The following is a 13,747-nucleotide window of genomic DNA, read 5'->3' as shown; positions in this document are numbered from 1 at the left end:
AGCTCCTAACTGATGCCTAGCAGATCGTTAAGCTGCCCCTTCTTTCGGGCTTCCTCGATCTGCTCATAGTTCATTCGCTTAAGGTCTTCACGAGTGAGCTGCCGCACCTTCGAACCGGAGCCGTCGCCACCACCGCTAAGCGCGTCCTGGTCGAACCTCGGCTTATCGCCCGCCTTCGGCAGCGACTTCACGAACGCCTTGATGGCATCCGATTCAACGTCGCCGTCACTGGTGACGAACCGGCTCATATTGATGAACTCGGTGTCCGGGAGCTGAGCGCCAGCCTTAGCGGCCTCGGCCGCTAGCTCCGCGCTCGCCAGCCGTGCGGAAAGCTTCGTGACAGCCGCCCGCTCACCTTCGGCACGCGCCTCCGCAACCGCCTTTTCGGCGTCGGAAAGATTCGCCGCCTGAAGGTCTTCAAGCTGCTTGGCAGCCGCCTTAGCGTTCGCCTCGTGCTTGCGGCTCATAGTGCGCCACTTCGCGACCTCGTTCTTAAGAGCCTCCATGTCCGGGGCCGTCTCGGTCCCCGTCTCCGTCGTCTGCTCCGTCGTGGTCACGCTGTCGTTCTGCTCACTCATGTCTTGCCTCCATGTCGGAATAGCCCCATGTCGGGAGCCGAGAGCGGAACTAGGCCGCAATCAGGTACGGCCCGTATTCGCCGTGCTCGGTCACAGCGATCTCTTGGTTCCGGATCGCATCCGCGTAAGCGTCAGCGACCTGCCTATTAAGAGTGTCGTCCCAATCCGCATCGGCGTAGACCGGCTCAACGCCGCACCCACAACCGGGATGGATAGGTAACAGGTCGCCCTTCCGGTAGTGGTTCGTAGACGCCACCACGCACAAAGGGCAGTGATTCGGCCGATCAGACAGAACCCGCTTGAACCCGATAGTTCGCCTGTCGGCGTCGATTACCGCGTCTGCCGCGTTCCGGCTGGCTAGCTGTAGGTCCGCCTCAATCGACTTGCCTAGCCTGTCGGCGGCATCATCTAAGGCGTCCTCGAACGGCTTGCCGTTCTTCAAGTCCGTCCACAGCCACACGAACGGCCGTGCATAGACGTCATCGAGGGACACGCCTCCCTGGCGGCCCTCAAGCTTGGATAGATCCACGTCCGGGGTTGGTACGCCCGTCCGCAGCAAGGACAGCTCCCGCAGCATCGCAACCGTGAGAGAGACCTCTTGGGCCTGGCCCTCATGCACGAGCGGCACGAGCTGGTCGACGAAGCCGGGCACCGATGCCCGGTCGTAGGCCGTTGAGGAGTGGCGTAGGCCCGCCCAGATGAGGCGGGCCGCCTGGACCAAGCCAGCGCGCAGGGAAAGCCGCTGGCTGGAGTAGTCCCGGCGGAGTTCCGCAAGCGAAGGCACTAGGCAGCCTCCGGCATCTCCTCGCCGGGCTCCCGCTCATCCGCGCCGGCCGAACCGTTTAAACGGTCGGCCGCGGGCGGCAGTCCGACCACAAGCGCCTGAACGCGAGCGCGTTCCACCTGCTCGGCCATGAGCTTGTCGAACCGGGCAATCTGGCCGGGGCTGTAGCCAGCGTCCTCCTGCAACTGCCTGTCAGGCACACCCAAGGTGCGCAGCTTCGTCAGAGCGTCGATGTGCTCAGACTCCGACTTGTACTCGGGATCAGACCAGATGACCTCTGCCCGGTAAGCGTCCCTGCGAGGGTCGCCCATCACCGCGAAGCACAGGCGCATGACTTCTTCCCACGACTCCCCGAAAGAGCGCTGACGCTGCCGGGCCTTCGCGACCAAACCCGCCTCAGCGCTCTTGATCGACTCGCCGGAAGGCGGCTGCCCAGAGTTGACCAGGAAGTAATGCAGCGGGATACGGCTGATCGACGCGAGCGCCTGAGTCAGCGACTCGGCGAGCCTCACATAGTTCGACAGGTCGGCCGCCTGGAACTGGCCGAAAGCCGTCTGCGGGTCCTCACTGTGGAACATGCGATCCAGCGCCACCCGGAACGGGGCCACAGGGTTGCCGTTCTCGTCCTCGTCCAGCTCCATGCCGGTCACCCAGCGCTGCGGGAACGCAGCAAACTCGCTGGCCACCAAGGCGTCAATGACAACCTTGTTGATCGCATCCTGGACGGGGATGACGCGGTCAAGCTCGGAGATCGGCTTGCCGGACAGGCGGGGCCTGTTCAGCAGCGGCACCACAGGGACGACATCGAAAGCGTTCGGCCCCTCCACCGGCTCTGCCCAAGACTTGGCGCCCTCCTCGCGGATCGCCTTATAGAAGCGGCGGCCGGGCAGCCACAGGCGGGAATGCAGAGTCCCCCAGTCGTCGCGGTACTCCTTGTAGGCCGCCAGGCGCTTACGCCTGTTGCTGGGGTCGGTCAACACGTACATCTCGTTGGCGGACTGCGGCTGAATGACCGGCTTGCCGTCGCTGTCGGCCCACACGAGCACATGCGACTTGGACGCGATGAGCGCGTCAACGTGGGCGCTGTCGGAGTCGTCGTCCATGTAGGAGCGCTGCCAGATGTCCCAGGCGTCACGGTCGGCTGCCGGATCATCCGTCATCCGGAAGCCCTCGATGCGAAGCCGCTCCGCGACCGCATCCACGATCAGCGCGCAGAAGTTCTCAGCCCATCGGCTCTGAAAAACGCCGCCGAACGCCTCGTAGAACTTTTCCTGCGCGAACGCTAGACGGTGGTTGCCGTCGTAGTAGTCATTGCGTTCCCTATTGGCCGCAATCTGGCCATTAAGCTTGCCCTGTAGGTACTCCATCCATTCGGCGGGAGACTTAGGCGGACCTCCCGCCAGCAATGGACCTCCTAGTAACTCATGGCGCGGCGCTTACGCCGCTTCAAGCGGCCATCCGCGATAGCATCAGCGCGGGCTTCAACCGCGAGCACAGCCGCCATGCAGGCGTCAATGTGCCGCTTAGACTTCTTCGTCTCCTTGCGGATGACGACGCCGGTACGCACTTCCTTTGTGCGGGCATTGAGAACGTGGCGCGTAAGCGTCTTGTCCCCGGTGTGCCAAATCTGGCCCGTCTCAATGCCAGTCTTGAAGCGCTCAACCGCGCTCGCCATAGGCGTGTCACGGTGCGTCCAAAACTCGTAGACGGTCTTGTCGCCGTGCTCCTGCGCCCACCGGCCGACAATGTCCTGCCAATACGCGGGGTCGCAGTACGCCCACGCCACCTTGTACGTGTCGAACGCCTTGGACATGGCGGCCGACACTTCCAACACGTCAACTTCCCAGTCTTCGGAGGTGTGCGGGTTCTCCCACACCCTGATAGGGAAGACCAGCCCGTCCGAGAGGCGGCAACCGACGATCGCCGTGGCGTCGTACCTCAAGCTGCCGTCGAACCCAATGGCGATCTGGTCGCCGGGCTGCGGCTCCAGCTCGACACGGGCCGCGTTCCACGCATCCTTCTCGATGTAGGTGTCTTGCGTGGCCGTGGGCTGGTTGAGGAAGTAGCGTCGGGCCTCGTGCTCCGGCATCGACTGAAGGTCGATGACCATGCGGTCGAGATCCATCCAGTCGGCCGCCGGCCCGTACACGTACCGCAAAGCCTTCTTAAGCTCCGCGCGGTTCCGGATGGAAACCGGTGGCGCTTCACGATGGTCGAACAGCAAGTGCGGATTTTCTAGAAGGCCCTCAACGACCTTCAAATATTCGGTGTGCGTATGTTCCGCGACGGACGCTTCGCCAGGCGCATACATCGTGGACGTTTCGAGCGCCCACGGCTCAGCAAGCTTTCGCTTGAGCAGGTTGCGGCTCACCGTATTGTGCATACGGTGAAGCTCGGGCGTCGTATACAAGTGCGTCTCGTCAAAAATGGCGAGCGTTTCCTTGCCGCCATCCTTAGAAGCGCTAGAGGCGGTAGAAGGAACGATTTTCCCGCCATCGGGAAGAACCACTTGCCCCAGATTCACGTCAAGGCCGGGATAGTCGTCAATCACCGGGCCTTCGGTGAGCATGTAATAAATGTTGTCGTAAGTATTTCCCGCCTGCGATTCTTCAGTCGCTAGGCAGCGGATATACGGGTAAGTGATTGGACGGCCCACCGGCTGCCCATTGGCGTCCCAGCCATCGAACCGGACAGGCCCCAGCGCTTCGGCGCAACCAAGCGCGCCCGCCAGCTCGGACTTGGCGCGGCCCTTCGGCCGGCTCAGGAACGCTCGGTTAACCCTGCGGCGACCCTGCCGGGTCACCTCGTAGCAGTCGACAATGAACCGCGCATACTCGCGGTCAATGACCATCGGCTGGCCCTGGACGTCGCCAGGGCCATGCACAAGGTACGTCTCAATCCAGTCGATGACCTGATAGCCAAGGGAGTGCTGCGGTGCCGTCCAACGCCCGTCAGGGGCGTACGGCAATCAGTCCTCCAGACTCTTCCGCCGAGCTGAGATGTCCCGCACGGGCGCAAGCTTCGGCTTCTCATCAGCCGGGCCGGGAAGCTTCATCCTGAGCCGCTGACGGTCCGCGACCGTCGCGCCCAACCTCTCCTCATTCAGCCGGATCTCACCAAGCAGAGCCGCCTTGGGCTCCTGGTGGTACTGCTCGACCAGCGGAGCCAGCATCATCAAGCGCTGCCAGTCAGTGAGCGCGAAAGCCTGAGCCTGCGGGGACGCGGCCCACGTGTCCCACCAGGCTCGCGTCTTCGCCGAGTACGTGGTGTAGCCCGGAAGCTTCGGGGCCTTCACCACCGCGTCGGGTGTGAGCGCGATGGAATCGACAGCGTCCGCGTTACGCCTGATGCGGTCTTGCTTCGGTGCTGGACCTCGACCAGCCACGCTCACACCTCCCTCATTCAGTGAAGGCGACCCACGGGGGCCGCCTCGTTAGGCGAAGAAGCCGCCAGACTCACACGTGTAGTCGCTGCCCAGGAGGATGCCTGTGGTCCGCTCCTTCACGACCACGCTGTTGCACCAGGTCTGGTTGCCGGTCTTGTTCGTCGCGCGAAGCGTCGTGTACGCCTTGACGTTGTCCGCGTCGATGGCCGCGAAGTAGTCGTCATCCACGAGCGAGCCATCCATCGTGAGCTTCGCGTCCACGATCACGTCTACGCTGCCAGCCGCGCCCCAGTCGTCGCAGTCGACGGTGCCGCCCGCGTACACGTACGGGCTGGAGTAGTAGGGCGCGTTCGCGGTGACGGTACAGTCAACCGACGCAACACTGGCGGCACTAGCCGGAACTGCGCTAAACGCGACGGCACTAACCAGGCCAACCGTCACGGCCGCAGCAGTACCGAGACGCTTAAGTGTGGACTTCAAAAAGGTATCCTCCGCAGAATGCGATGACAGGAGAAAGGGTCCAGCGCTAGCCAGACCCTTCGTGCGACTCCCAGGGATCGAACCTGGAGCCTCCGGCTTAGGAAACCGGCACTCTTTCCGGTTGAGCTAGAGCCGCATGGGTACCGCCCCCCGGACTCGAACCGGGAACGCCCGGTTTCTAAGACCGGCGCCTCTACCAGATTGGGCTAGAGCGGCTTGAACGCTGCCCTATAGTTCTTTGCGGTTACTGCCAGAGCAGCCGCCACGTAGGACGATAGGAACCAGGAGTGCATGCCCGGATTTACCAGCGCTCTCCGTTGATGGTGAGGGAGTCGAACCCCCACAGCCGAAGCCACGGATTTACAGTCCGCTTGTCTCTCCAGTGACAGACCATCAGTACCGCTCCGAGGAATCGAACCTCGCCACCCTGTTTGTAAGACAGGTGCTCTCCCGCTGAGCTAGAGCGGCATGCAGGCAGGATGCGCCCGCGGGCGCGTTTAAGCGCCCTAGTCGGCGGCCACCCGGCTAGAGGGTTCCTGCTTTGCCGGACGCCCAGGAATCGAACCCGGAACCCGTGGCACTTCACGCCACTGCTCTACCAATTGAGCTAACGCCCGATACGAGTTGGACGCCTGGGACTCGAACCCAGACCGCGCCGATTAAGAGTCGGCCACTCTTCCATTGAGCTAACGTCCAAAGAATCCGCCTCCGGCGGAGCCCTGTGGCCGGACTCTCCGGCCGCCGGATGGTGCGCTCACGACGGGACTTGAACCCGTGACTTCCGCCGTGACAGGGCGGCGCTCTAACCACTGAGCTACGCGAGCAAGGTTGGCGATCCAGGATTTGAACCTAGGACCCCCGCTATATCAGAGCGGTGCTCTAACCAGACTGAGCCAATCGCCATGGTGTGCCCCCAGCCAGCAAGCCGACTGTGTTTCCCTACCGGGCAGTCCCCACGGTCTACGATCGCTAACCAAAGGCTTGCCTTTCGGTATCCCCTCGAAGGGGGGCACCAGCACGACCCCCAGGACTCGAACCTGGAACCTTCCGCTTTGGAGGCGGCTGCTCTACCAATTGAGCTAAGGCCATAAGCGGGATGAACGGATTTCAACCGTTACTGCCCGCCCGGTTCGCGCGGTGGCAACCCGCGCTACTAGGGGCCGGAGTGCAGACACACCCCATCCCTAGGGGAAGTTCAGCCGGTTTGCGAGACCTGCCTAGTTCCCCACGTGCCCCGTGCCGGGATCGAACCGGCGCTGCCAGGTTGAAAGCCTGGAGTCCTGACCATTGGACCAACGGGACGGAAGCGCAACCCCCAGGATTCGAACCCGGACCCCCGCGTTCGTAGCGCGGTGCTCTATCCATTGAGCTAGGGCAGCATGAGAAGCGCTCCTTGCGAGAGACTCGAACTCCCATTTCACGGTTCAGAGCCGTGCGTCCTGCCGTTGGACGAACAAGGAAAGAGTGCGGAATGGAGGAATCGAACCCCCGTCGCCCGGTCCCAAACCGGCCGTGTTACCACTACACCAAATCCACATGGAGCCTCCGGCAGGAGTCGAACCCGCAGCCAGCCGCTTACAAGGCGGATGCTCTAAGCCATTTGAGCTACGGAGGCATAGGGGCGACCGAAGGGAATCGAACCCTCACGTGACCGGCTTCACAACCCGGCGCTCTACCGTTGAGCTACGGTCGCCAACAGGCGAGCGGCTACGCGCTCGCGATGATCGCAGAGAAGGCCGTGCCGCCCGACGTCCCCCCCAGACTCGCGCTCACGTACCGGGCCAGGTGCTCCACCGTAAGCACAGTGCTGTCACCGGGACGCCAAGTGGCCATGCCGAACCAATGCACGCCGTCAAGCGAACCGTTGAGCTTCACCGCCCGGCCGGTAGGGTCGCCGGCGTACCAGACGTGAAGCGTGTGCTTGCCGTACACACCCTCAAGGTCCTTGGTGGGGCCAGGGCCGAAGTCAGTGGCATTGTCGAGTGCCAGGAAGGGCAGCATGCAGCCTCCAAGTGATGGGTAAGCATGGTGGCGGAGGTGGGATTTGAACCCACGATCTCAGGGCCTATGAAACCCGCGAGGACAACCGGACTCCTCTACTCCGCTAAGTTCATGGCGTTTAGACGCTGACCACCAGTGCAGTAACGAGGGCGTTACCAGGATTGCCCACGAGGTAAGCGCGCACGTATCGCGCGTATGGGCCAGCAACCGTCATCAGTGGCGCGTTAGAGCCAGTGCTCACAGAGGCGACCGTGGTCCACCTATCGCCGTCTAGGGACACCTGGAGATACACCGAGAACGGGTCGGGGACTCCCGTGAACGACATCTGAATCGTGTGTTCCTTGCGCAGCTCCTCTAGATCCCGTACAGCGCCAGGACCGGCGGTGTTGGCTGCGTCAAGCGACTTGAAGGGAAGCATGCGGCACTCCTGTTCATCGGCTGAAGCTGGCGTTCCTGGACTCGAACCAGGACCAGCGGAGTAACAGTCCGCCGCTCTGCCACTTGAGCTAAACGCCATCGCAAACGTCAGCCCCACCACGTACTGTGGAGCCATGACCTTAAGGGCCTTCCTCGCAGGGCTGTTTAAACACCCCGTGCGCACCTTCCGCGAGCGCGACGCGGAGATGGAAGCCGCCATGGAACTGGTAGATGCCGAGTTCGAGGAAGCTCTACGGGAGCTTTGGGCCAAGCTCCGAGGCTTGGCCGGCAAACCCGTCTAAACGGTTCCAAGGTTCAGCCGCCCCAATTTTCGAGCCCCGGTTCCGCCGGGGTTTTCGCATGCCGACCAGCGGTAACAGCAAGTAGCTGGCGTCCATACGCAGAGTCCCAGACTCGTACACATCGCGAGGACCAGCCCTCCACAGTTCTTGTCGTCGCTGACTGTGGTGGGTACCCCAGTCTCTTGACTGCGGGTGTCTCCGCTGACTACACACATACCGCTGTGCGGTCCTGTGAGCCACGCTGACGCGGTCTCACGCGCTCGGTGTGGTCTTGCTCCGCTAAGCCGTAAAGACGCTCTCATGGTTAAGAGAGGGCGCGCTTAGTTCAGCCAGAAAGATCCCTCGCTACCGTCTTGCGCATCAGCCGATCGTTCCGCTAATGTTTGTCGTGTCAGCACAAACCGGGTTCTCAAACCGGCCAAGCTGGTTTGACAACTCAATAGTGGAAAGGGATGGGTCAATGGAACCCGCCAACGCACCGGTGCCTGAGGTGACGGTCACAGAGACCATCATCGAACCGGGACCAACGGTTACCGAGACGGTAACCGTTGCGCCGACTGTCACGCCTACAGTGACGGTTACTAGCACCGCAACCGCTACCGCGACCGTTCACACAACGGCCACGGTTACGGCTCCTGCTAGTCAGGCTCCGGTGCCAACACCGCCTCCGGCCCCTACGGTGACCGTCATCACGACGGCCCCCGCTAGCCCGGCACCGACCGTCACCAAGACGGTCACGGAGACGGCTCCGGCTAGTCCCGCTCCGGTGGTGACCGTTACGGCCGCTCCGGCTCCGGTAGTCGACGCTCCGGCTCCCAGCGTTAGCGCTGAGCCTGATGTGCAGATGCCGGTAGTTGCGGCTCCTACGGTGACTGTGACGACCACGGCACAGGCTCCCGTCAGGGCCACCCCGGAACCGGCTAAGGCCGCCTTCCCCACGCAGATCGTTAGCACGATCGTTCTGGTGGTCGTCCTGGTCGCTCTTGCGGCTTGGATCGGACGCCGGATCGCGAGGAAGGCTAACGGTCCGGAGGCGGACAAGCCGGAAGCTCAGGACACAGTCGTTAGCCCTGCCGCTAACACGACGGGCCAGACAGAGATCCTGAACTAACATCTGAAGCCCTCTAGCAGCCAGCTAGGGGGCTTCACCTGTTTCTATTGCTACCGTCTTGCATATCGTGTTTAAACCGTGCTACCGTCTTGCATGTCAGCAGAAACCAGCCCGAAAGGGATGCAAGATGGAACTCATTCCTAAGAAGCCCACCGACATCGGTTACCGCTTCGCGGCGGTCTACCGGCCCGTTCGGGAGATCGACACGTACCACTTTGCTCTTGAGCTGCGTGGCCGGACGATCTACTGCCCCGCTAACGAGCACGACGAACTGTCAGACGCCATCTTCGCCGGATTTGAGGCGGCAGCCAAAGAGCGCGATGTAACTCACGTCATCATCGTCCGCATCGCCGCTGGCGATCTCTACCCGGTAACCTTCCGGAGCGTCCCGGTCGTTGGAGGGTTGGTTAGCTAGCTACCAAGCGAAAGCCCCCGGCTTAGGTCGGGGGCTTTCTGCTGCCAACAGCTAAACCCATTACCGTCTTGCACATAGGGCCCAAAGCGGCTAATGTTCTTCCTGTCAGCAGAACCGCCCGCTAACGCGGGATTCAGGAAGGAAGAACTATGGAGAAGCCTCGCGCAGTGGTTAGCGTCACTGTCGACGGATACACCGTCGAGGTTGTGTATGGTGACCGCAAGCGGGAGATCACAAACCGGGCTACGGCCGAAGAGGCGAACCGCGTGGCTATCGAGCTGGCCATGCAGACCGGTTACGTCTGCGTCACTATCGCCCAGGTCTAACCGCTAAGCCCCCCGGCTCCGGCCGGGGGGCTACCCTCTCTCAGTAAGGAAACCCTAATGCCTTACACCACCTATCGGATGCCCTGCTCCGACTGTGGCGAGAATCCTGTTGCCTGTGGTGACTGCTGCGATTGTGTCGGATGCCCCAGCGATGGCGTTCACGTGGTGGATGCGTGGACGGCCCCGGAAGACGCTGAGACGGCCCATAGCCGCCGGAACGGCTACGGGTTCGATGCCTAGGCGTCTATGAGCTGGACGCCTCTAGCGACGCTTCGGGCCGCCTTTAGCGGCCATGCGTTCGAGTCTCCGGCCTAGCGGCCGGAAGCTGGCATCGACTACCGGCTTGCACATAGCGTTTAAGCGGGATAGTGTTTTCCGTGTCAGCAGAAACCGCCCTTAAGGGGAACGCTATGTTGGTCGAGTACATCCCGCCTTTTGGCGAGTCGGCAAGGGCTCTGCCCTTCGCCACCACCGGCGAATGCTTGGAGTGTAAGCGCAAGGTCGTCGTCGTAGTCCCGCCTAAGGCCGTTGAGGCGTCGAAGCGATGCGAAGTGTGCCGGGCGATGGTGTACGCCTGGCGGCATCACTTCTGATAACCGCGTAAGGCCCTCACGTTGAAGCTAGGCCCCCTCTCCGGAGGGGGCCTAGCGCGCTTTATGGGTCGAGCTGCTACGGCCACCCTGTGGCTGGTCTAGCGCTCTGCCAGCGTCTTGCGCTGGTGACACTCCGCGCAGATGGCCCGGAGGTTGGCGGGGGAGTGGTCATCCCCGCGTTGCACGTGGTCAACTTCGGAAGCTTCACCTCCGCACACATAGCAAGTGCGCTTGTCTCTCCGGAGAATGGCTAGCCGGAGGCTTGACCAGTTCGACGGGAGTCGAGAGCGTCTGTCCGACGTTGCCCATGGGCCAGGGTCGTGCCGGAGGCACTTCCCTCTAGCTGTCACCGGCCGGACGCATCCGGCCGTAGAACACACTTGCTTCGCCCTTGGCATGCTCCCTCGCGCGCCTACGCGCGTACAGCTAGCTAGCTAGCTGTAGCTGTTAGTTAGCTAAGGGGTTGCTCCGCTTGGGCTTCGCAACCCCTGCTAGCTGGCTTAGCAAGCTTGTTAGCTAGCTGCCCCCCTTGTGTTCCCCCCGTTGGGGCAACCTCTATGCCGTGTCGCATCTTCGCTTCGTGTACCCCCGATGAGTGTGATGTGCATCACATGATCTAGAATTTGCGCAAGACGGTAGTTGGGCGCTACCGTCTTGCATATGGCACAACTCACCGTCACCACAGGGGAGCTGTCCAAGGCGCTCACGAACGCCGAAGGATGGCTTCCCTCCCGATCTCCAGTGCCCGTGGCACTGGTCGCGGCAGACCGGCACGAGCTGGTCATCACCGTGACGGACACCTATTCGGCAGGACAGGCAACCTGCCCGGTGGATGGCCACCAGGGCAAGCCAGCGGAAGCCGTTGAGATCAGCCGGGCGGACCTCCTGGCCCTTGCCAAGAGGGCACGGGCGGACGGCACCAAGAAGGGCCTAAGTCGCATCACGGTAGAGACCGGCCCCAGGGCGGGAGTCATCTTCCACGGCATGACCGATGACCCCTACGCCGAAACGGTGACGGCATTGGACGCCAGCCGCCACGGTTTCCGGCCGGAATGGTCCCTGCTGGATGAGATGTTCGCGCTGGCCGAAGAGAAGGCCGTCGACTGGCCTGGCGGAGTGCTGGTCAACACGGGCTATCTGGCCCTGTTCAACAAGGTCAGGCCCGACGCGACTGGCCGGGGGGTTCACCTCCGAAGCATCCCTGACACGCGAGTGATCCTCGGCAAGGTCGGCCCCCACTTCCGGGGCCTGGTGATGGCGATGGACGAAGTACGCAATGAAGCGGCTCTAGGACAAGGCGGTTTGTGGTGAGTCTCGGGAAGCAGCCGAAGAACGTTGACAACTTCCGGGTTGAAGGAGGAGTGGTTCACTGCCAGCACGGCCCAGCCAGCCACATCCCCGCCGGAGTTAACAGGTGGGGGAACGCCCACCCCGCGCTGTGGGGCTGCTGCTCCGGTTCCAACTCGTGCCGTACCGTGCGCGCCGATGCTGTCCCCCTCCCCGTTGTGGGCGAGGAAGTATCGGAGTGGACGTTCACGAAGCACGCCCTCGGCCGGGCTCTTGACCGGCTTGTGACGCCCGAAGAGATCCGGGCCTGTCTGGAAAGCCCGGCTCTCGTCTATAGCCAGAGCGGCCCGTACAAGGGGCGCACTGTCCGGCAGGCGGGCCGCGTGGCGTTGGTCGTGGACGTCGAGTCCAAGACGGTCCTGTCCGTGGTGTTTAAACAGCCCGCGGATTGGACTCCCGAAGATCAGCCGTTCGTAGTTCAGGACAAGGGGGCAGCGTGATCAAGGCGCTGTGGACCGTGAAGGATCTAGCGGCGTATCTCGATACGCCCGTCTCCTGGGTGTACGACAACGCGCATGAGATCCCTCATGTAAGGGTTGGCCGCGAGTACCGGTTCCGACAGTCGGAAGTGGATGCGTGGCTCGAAGCCTCGCGAGGCGGCTGCCCGCTCAGCTTGCTAGCGGCATAACCAAGCCCCCGGCTCCAGCCGGGGGCTTTCTCTATGCGCTACGGCCTAGGTAGTCCACGACCCGCGTGACCGCCTCCCGCTTAGCTTCCTGGTCAGTGTGGACGTACACAAGGGTTGTGATGTCCACCCGGTGCCCAAGGTGGTCTTGAATCGTCTTGAGGTCCACGCCTGCCGCATAGGCGGCCGACGCCCACGTGTGCCGCAAGCCGTGCAGCGTGATGCGGGGCATGTCCAGCATGCGAAGCCGCCGGCTGAAGGCATCTGAGATGTTGGTGGGGTTGTGCCACTCTCCAGGCCGGCTAGATGCGTCCTTGCGCGCGTCGGCGTAAGGGAAGACGAGGTCATGCTCATTCCATGCATCACCGTGGCGTTGGCGGCACTCGGCCAAGAAAGCCTGTTGCGCCTGTAGGAGCGCGATAACGCTGTCATCCACGTACAGGCGTCGCGGGCGGTTGCTTTTGGGGGAGTCGAGATGGATGATCTCGCGATTTACCGCCGTGACGTTCCGTCGAATGCGGATGATGCGCTTACCAAGGTCCACATCCGACCAGAGGAGTGCCAGGGCCTCACCGCGACGCACGCCGGTAGAGGCAATGAACTGCCACAGGTGACGCAAGCCGATCTTGCGTTCGTACTCGAAAAGCCTGGCTATCTGCTCTGGTGTGAAGACCCGGATAAGCCCTCCGTCTTGGTCTTCCTTGTCCTGTTCGCGTTCGATCCGCGCTGCCTTGTCCTCCCGGGCGATCCGGGCGGGCCACGGGGACGATTTGATGACGTTCCCGGTGGCGTCCCCGTTGGCAACCGCGTAGTCCCAGATATGGGTCAAGGCTTTGATGGCGGTGATCAGGGTTCCTGGTGCGTGCGTCTGCCTCAACGTTGAGAGGAGCTGGTCAATGTGCGTCTGTCGAACCTTGCTGATCGGCTCCGTACCGATTAAGGGGGCGACGGTCGACAGGTACCGGGCATAGTAGAGCTTCCAAGACGACTCCTTGAGGTGGGTCACCTTCGTCCAGGCTTCGGCCGCCTCGCTGACGGTTGGCCCCCCTCGCATCGCTACGACACGTGTACCGGCTTCGGCCGCTTCCATGGTCTTGCGAATCCACCTGGCAGCCTCGTCTTCCGTCTTGTGTCCCCGCTTGCCGGGCCGCAAGGTCTTCCCCGTCTGCGGGTCCTTGATGGACGCCCAGGCGTCGTAGACGGTGCTGCCGGACGCCAGCTTGCGGGGAGTGATGGTCCCCTGTCCGTTGCGGGCACGTTTGCGTTCAGCCATGGCGCAACGGTAGATCAATTGCAACAAAAATCGCAACACAGATCATTTGCTGTGACGTATCGCCAGGTAGATGCGGGTGGCTGCTCTAGTTTCCGTCGTACGCCAACGTA

Annotated in this window: 15 protein-coding genes and 17 tRNA genes; 6 read left to right on the top strand and 26 right to left on the bottom strand. The window is 62.5% G+C overall.

Going from position 1 to position 13,747, the window contains the following annotated elements; genetic code table 11:
* Positions 1 to 5 precede the first annotated feature (5 nt).
* The 24 genes from AB0G11_RS46330 to AB0G11_RS46215 all read right to left on the bottom strand — a co-directional run bounded on the left by AB0G11_RS46330 (position 6) and on the right by AB0G11_RS46215 (position 7,744).
* Positions 6 to 578 (bottom strand): hypothetical protein, encoded by a 573-nt coding sequence (locus AB0G11_RS46330; protein ID WP_357593461.1) that lies wholly within the window; start codon positions 576 to 578, stop codon positions 6 to 8.
* A gap of 49 nt (positions 579 to 627) precedes the next feature.
* On the bottom strand, positions 628 to 1,362 hold the full coding sequence (locus tag AB0G11_RS46325) for a hypothetical protein (protein ID WP_357593459.1): 735 nt from the start codon (positions 1,360 to 1,362) through the stop codon (positions 628 to 630).
* A complete protein-coding gene (locus tag AB0G11_RS46320; protein ID WP_357593457.1) occupies positions 1,362 to 2,729 on the bottom strand; it encodes a phage portal protein in 1,368 nt (455 codons plus the stop codon). The genes AB0G11_RS46325 and AB0G11_RS46320 overlap by 1 nt, the downstream gene beginning before the upstream one ends.
* Before the next feature lie 47 nt (positions 2,730 to 2,776).
* Positions 2,777 to 4,213, bottom strand: coding sequence for a terminase TerL endonuclease subunit (locus tag AB0G11_RS46315; RefSeq protein ID WP_357593455.1), 1,437 nt, complete (start codon positions 4,211 to 4,213; stop codon positions 2,777 to 2,779).
* Between the two features lie 117 nt (positions 4,214 to 4,330).
* The gene (locus AB0G11_RS46310; protein WP_357593453.1) at positions 4,331 to 4,753 is read right to left on the bottom strand and encodes a hypothetical protein; all 423 of its coding nucleotides are present in this window, start codon (positions 4,751 to 4,753) and stop codon (positions 4,331 to 4,333) included.
* Between the two features lie 42 nt (positions 4,754 to 4,795).
* Positions 4,796 to 5,227, bottom strand: a complete 432-nt coding sequence (locus AB0G11_RS46305; RefSeq protein ID WP_357593451.1) for a hypothetical protein — start codon at positions 5,225 to 5,227, stop codon at positions 4,796 to 4,798.
* A gap of 62 nt (positions 5,228 to 5,289) precedes the next feature.
* Positions 5,290 to 5,363 (bottom strand) — tRNA-Arg (locus AB0G11_RS46300).
* Between the two features lie 5 nt (positions 5,364 to 5,368).
* A tRNA-Leu gene (locus AB0G11_RS46295) sits at positions 5,369 to 5,443 on the bottom strand.
* A 101-nt stretch (positions 5,444 to 5,544) separates the two neighbouring features.
* Positions 5,545 to 5,623 (bottom strand) — tRNA-Tyr (locus AB0G11_RS46290).
* Between the two features lies 1 nt (position 5,624).
* A tRNA-Val gene (locus AB0G11_RS46285) sits at positions 5,625 to 5,695 on the bottom strand.
* Between the two features lie 76 nt (positions 5,696 to 5,771).
* Positions 5,772 to 5,844: transfer RNA gene (locus AB0G11_RS46280), tRNA-Phe, on the bottom strand.
* A gap of 7 nt (positions 5,845 to 5,851) precedes the next feature.
* Positions 5,852 to 5,923, bottom strand: a tRNA-Lys gene (locus AB0G11_RS46275).
* Between the two features lie 55 nt (positions 5,924 to 5,978).
* Positions 5,979 to 6,051, bottom strand: a tRNA-Asp gene (locus tag AB0G11_RS46270).
* Between the two features lie 4 nt (positions 6,052 to 6,055).
* A tRNA-Ile gene (locus tag AB0G11_RS46265) sits at positions 6,056 to 6,130 on the bottom strand.
* 113 nt (positions 6,131 to 6,243) lie between these two features.
* Positions 6,244 to 6,316: transfer RNA gene (locus AB0G11_RS46260), tRNA-Trp, on the bottom strand.
* Positions 6,317 to 6,457: 141 nt separating this feature from the next.
* Positions 6,458 to 6,529, bottom strand: a tRNA-Glu gene (locus AB0G11_RS46255).
* A gap of 5 nt (positions 6,530 to 6,534) precedes the next feature.
* Positions 6,535 to 6,606, bottom strand: a tRNA-Arg gene (locus tag AB0G11_RS46250).
* 10 nt (positions 6,607 to 6,616) lie between these two features.
* Positions 6,617 to 6,687, bottom strand: a tRNA-Gln gene (locus tag AB0G11_RS46245).
* Between the two features lie 5 nt (positions 6,688 to 6,692).
* A tRNA-Pro gene (locus tag AB0G11_RS46240) sits at positions 6,693 to 6,763 on the bottom strand.
* Position 6,764: 1 nt separating this feature from the next.
* A tRNA-Thr gene (locus AB0G11_RS46235) sits at positions 6,765 to 6,842 on the bottom strand.
* A gap of 5 nt (positions 6,843 to 6,847) precedes the next feature.
* Positions 6,848 to 6,920, bottom strand: a tRNA-His gene (locus tag AB0G11_RS46230).
* 14 nt (positions 6,921 to 6,934) lie between these two features.
* Positions 6,935 to 7,228: a hypothetical protein gene (locus AB0G11_RS46225; protein WP_357593449.1), complete on the bottom strand. Its 294-nt coding sequence runs from the start codon at positions 7,226 to 7,228 to the stop codon at positions 6,935 to 6,937.
* Positions 7,229 to 7,253: 25 nt separating this feature from the next.
* A tRNA-Met gene (locus tag AB0G11_RS46220) sits at positions 7,254 to 7,333 on the bottom strand.
* A 339-nt stretch (positions 7,334 to 7,672) separates the two neighbouring features.
* Positions 7,673 to 7,744 (bottom strand) — tRNA-Asn (locus AB0G11_RS46215).
* A 35-nt stretch (positions 7,745 to 7,779) separates the two neighbouring features.
* Between AB0G11_RS46215 and AB0G11_RS46210 the strand changes: the two genes are divergently transcribed.
* The 3 genes from AB0G11_RS46210 (at position 7,780) to AB0G11_RS46200 (ending at position 9,799) form a co-directional block, all read left to right on the top strand.
* Positions 7,780 to 7,947 (top strand): hypothetical protein, encoded by a 168-nt coding sequence (locus AB0G11_RS46210; protein WP_357593447.1) that lies wholly within the window; start codon positions 7,780 to 7,782, stop codon positions 7,945 to 7,947.
* 1,238 nt (positions 7,948 to 9,185) lie between these two features.
* On the top strand, positions 9,186 to 9,473 hold the full coding sequence (locus AB0G11_RS46205) for a hypothetical protein (protein ID WP_357593445.1): 288 nt from the start codon (positions 9,186 to 9,188) through the stop codon (positions 9,471 to 9,473).
* Between the two features lie 149 nt (positions 9,474 to 9,622).
* The gene (locus AB0G11_RS46200; protein WP_357593443.1) at positions 9,623 to 9,799 is read left to right on the top strand and encodes a hypothetical protein; all 177 of its coding nucleotides are present in this window, start codon (positions 9,623 to 9,625) and stop codon (positions 9,797 to 9,799) included.
* 691 nt (positions 9,800 to 10,490) lie between these two features.
* On the opposite strand, the gene AB0G11_RS46195 is transcribed toward AB0G11_RS46200, so the two are convergent.
* Positions 10,491 to 10,790, bottom strand: coding sequence for an HNH endonuclease (locus tag AB0G11_RS46195; RefSeq protein WP_357593441.1), 300 nt, complete (start codon positions 10,788 to 10,790; stop codon positions 10,491 to 10,493).
* A gap of 262 nt (positions 10,791 to 11,052) precedes the next feature.
* Here AB0G11_RS46195 and AB0G11_RS46190 point away from each other — a divergent pair, with 262 nt between their 5' ends.
* The 3 genes from AB0G11_RS46190 to AB0G11_RS46180 are packed head-to-tail and all read left to right on the top strand — an operon-like array spanning position 11,053 to position 12,367.
* Positions 11,053 to 11,703, top strand: coding sequence for a hypothetical protein (locus AB0G11_RS46190; protein WP_357593439.1), 651 nt, complete (start codon positions 11,053 to 11,055; stop codon positions 11,701 to 11,703).
* Positions 11,700 to 12,179 carry a hypothetical protein gene (locus tag AB0G11_RS46185; RefSeq protein WP_357593437.1) on the top strand — a complete coding sequence of 160 codons (480 nt, stop codon included), beginning with the start codon at positions 11,700 to 11,702 and terminating at the stop codon, positions 12,177 to 12,179. The genes AB0G11_RS46190 and AB0G11_RS46185 overlap by 4 nt, the downstream gene beginning before the upstream one ends.
* Positions 12,176 to 12,367 (top strand): helix-turn-helix domain-containing protein, encoded by a 192-nt coding sequence (locus AB0G11_RS46180; protein ID WP_357593436.1) that lies wholly within the window; start codon positions 12,176 to 12,178, stop codon positions 12,365 to 12,367. Before AB0G11_RS46185 ends, AB0G11_RS46180 begins: the two co-directional genes overlap by 4 nt.
* A gap of 31 nt (positions 12,368 to 12,398) precedes the next feature.
* On the opposite strand, the gene AB0G11_RS46175 is transcribed toward AB0G11_RS46180, so the two are convergent.
* Positions 12,399 to 13,637 (bottom strand): site-specific integrase, encoded by a 1,239-nt coding sequence (locus AB0G11_RS46175; protein WP_357593434.1) that lies wholly within the window; start codon positions 13,635 to 13,637, stop codon positions 12,399 to 12,401.
* Between the last annotated feature and the right edge of the window lie 110 nt (positions 13,638 to 13,747).

This window comes from Nonomuraea sp. NPDC023979, from assembly GCF_040639085.1.
GTDB lineage: Bacteria > Actinomycetota > Actinomycetes > Streptosporangiales > Streptosporangiaceae > Nonomuraea > Nonomuraea ceibae.
Note: the sequence above shows the minus strand (reverse complement) of the source record. Positions and strands in the feature narration are given on the sequence as shown.